This is a genomic window from Acinetobacter sp. ANC5681 (assembly GCF_023488045.1).
Lineage (GTDB): Bacteria > Pseudomonadota > Gammaproteobacteria > Pseudomonadales > Moraxellaceae > Acinetobacter.
In genome coordinates this window covers 12327-14720 of the sequence record NZ_JAMFKZ010000041.1, presented here as the reverse complement: position 1 = coordinate 14720, position 2394 = coordinate 12327, and the positions used below count along the sequence as shown (strand labels likewise).

Below are 2394 nucleotides of genomic sequence, written 5' to 3'. Positions count from 1 at the left end.
CTGCCGTATAGGCAGCTTAGAAAATACCATCTAAGAATTTTGTATTTTTTTTAATGTTCACTGCCGTATAGGCAGCTTAGAAATCATACGAGATTTCAGGAACTTTACCCGTCAAGTTCACTGCCGTATAGGCAGCTTAGAAATTATAATGTCAAGGCATTAATTGATAGTTTAGGTTCACTGCCGTATAGGCAGCTTAGAAAAACTCAAAAACTTGCTGACAAAGCGGCATCAGGTTCACTGCCGTATAGGCAGCTTAGAAAAGTGTAGCGTGTAAGTTTTTCTCTATTAGCTTGTTCACTGCCGTATAGGCAGCTTAGAAATCACCAACATTTAGTTTGTTGAAGTAGTCTACGTTCACTGCCGTATAGGCAGCTTAGAAATGAGAATAAGCGTTATTTCGATGAGTCTACATGTTCACTGCCGTATAGGCAGCTTAGAAAAACACACCTATTTGGTACTGGAATTTTTGTGGGTTCACTGCCGTATAGGCAGCTTAGAAAATTGCATTCACTGTTGTTTCATAGATTTCACGGTTCACTGCCGTATAGGCAGCTTAGAAAAATAAGGCAAGTCCAAATTAATAGACAAACCTGTTCACTGCCGTATAGGCAGCTTAGAAAGATGGAAGGAAATGATATTTCCAGCCTTTGCTGTTCACTGCCGTATAGGCAGCTTAGAAAAAAAGATAAGCCCTAAGCTCATCATCTCGGTCGTTCACTGCCGTATAGGCAGCTTAGAAACGCAACTGCTTTTGATGAAGCATTGATGGAGCGTTCACTGCCGTATAGGCAGCTTAGAAAAGCATTGCCTGATGATGGTGCTGATAAAATTTGTTCACTGCCGTATAGGCAGCTTAGAAAGATGGATGATAAAAGCCGAGATCTATTTCAGAGTTCACTGCCGTATAGGCAGCTTAGAAAATCACATTTGGCACTGAACCGCATTATTAGACGTTCACTGCCGTATAGGCAGCTTAGAAAATTTTCTCAATTATGCGAAAAATACTATTTAGGTTCACTGCCGTATAGGCAGCTTAGAAAACAAACCGTTTAGTATTTGACGAGCTACAAGAGTTCACTGCCGTATAGGCAGCTTAGAAAATGAATATTGCGCCAAATGAATTGTGCAGTCAGTTCACTGCCGTATAGGCAGCTTAGAAATGCTAAACGGTGGGGCGAACGAGGTTACACAAGTTCACTGCCGTATAGGCAGCTTAGAAAAAAGACAACTGGAACACCTGAAGCAAGAGAAAGTTCACTGCCGTATAGGCAGCTTAGAAATGATGATCTTAAATATGTGATGGAGTAAAGATGTTCACTGCCGTATAGGCAGCTTAGAAATTTGCCAAAGGTTGAAAGACCTTGAGAGTAAGGTTCACTGCCGTATAGGCAGCTTAGAAAACCATTATCACTTGAAATTAATGCCCGTGCGAGTTCACTGCCGTATAGGCAGCTTAGAAATTGTGGGAGCAATACCTCAAAAACATTAGGCGGTTCACTGCCGTATAGGCAGCTTAGAAATAGATATTGCTCATGCGCAACTGGTGCACGTCGTTCACTGCCGTATAGGCAGCTTAGAAAATCTGATAACTTATAGCTTTCACCAAGTAATTGTTCACTGCCGTATAGGCAGCTTAGAAAATTGCATTCACTGTTGTTTCATAGATTTCACGGTTCACTGCCGTATAGGCAGCTTAGAAAAATAAGGCAAGTCCAAATTAATAGACAAACCTGTTCACTGCCGTATAGGCAGCTTAGAAAGATGGAAGGAAATGATATTTCCAGCCTTTGCTGTTCACTGCCGTATAGGCAGCTTAGAAAACGTGTGCGCGTGAAATCTCGTTCTCTCGTTCGTTCACTGCCGTATAGGCAGCTTAGAAATTTGCTATCACCGTACCAGTCCATAAAAACAAGTTCACTGCCGTATAGGCAGCTTAGAAAAGGATCAAACGTCTATGCAGCCGCAACAACAAGTTCACTGCCGTATAGGCAGCTTAGAAATTAATTGGAAGTCTGCTTGCTGTTTGGTACAAGTTCACTGCCGTATAGGCAGCTTAGAAATTGCGTCATCACAATTTGACCACGCCCCGCATGTTCACTGCCGTATAGGCAGCTTAGAAAGATGATCTGCGAAATAATCTGTTGATTAGTCAGTTCACTGCCGTATAGGCAGCTTAGAAAATAGCCGTTTAGAATATCAATCATGGTAATACGTTCACTGCCGTATAGGCAGCTTAGAAACGCGGTGTGCATGTAAATACGCTGAATATCTCAGTTCACTGCCGTATAGGCAGCTTAGAAAACGACAAAATTTCTTAGCAGAAAGCCAAACATGTTCACTGCCGTATAGGCAGCTTAGAAAATACCATCTAAGAATTTTGTATTTTTTTTA

1 CRISPR repeat array is annotated in these 2394 nt (G+C 41.6%).

The window, feature by feature from the left end:
- Positions 1-55: 55 nt before the first annotated feature.
- Positions 56-2364: a CRISPR direct-repeat array (repeat unit 28 nt; unit sequence GTTCACTGCCGTATAGGCAGCTTAGAAA).
- Between the last annotated feature and the right edge of the window lie 30 nt (positions 2365-2394).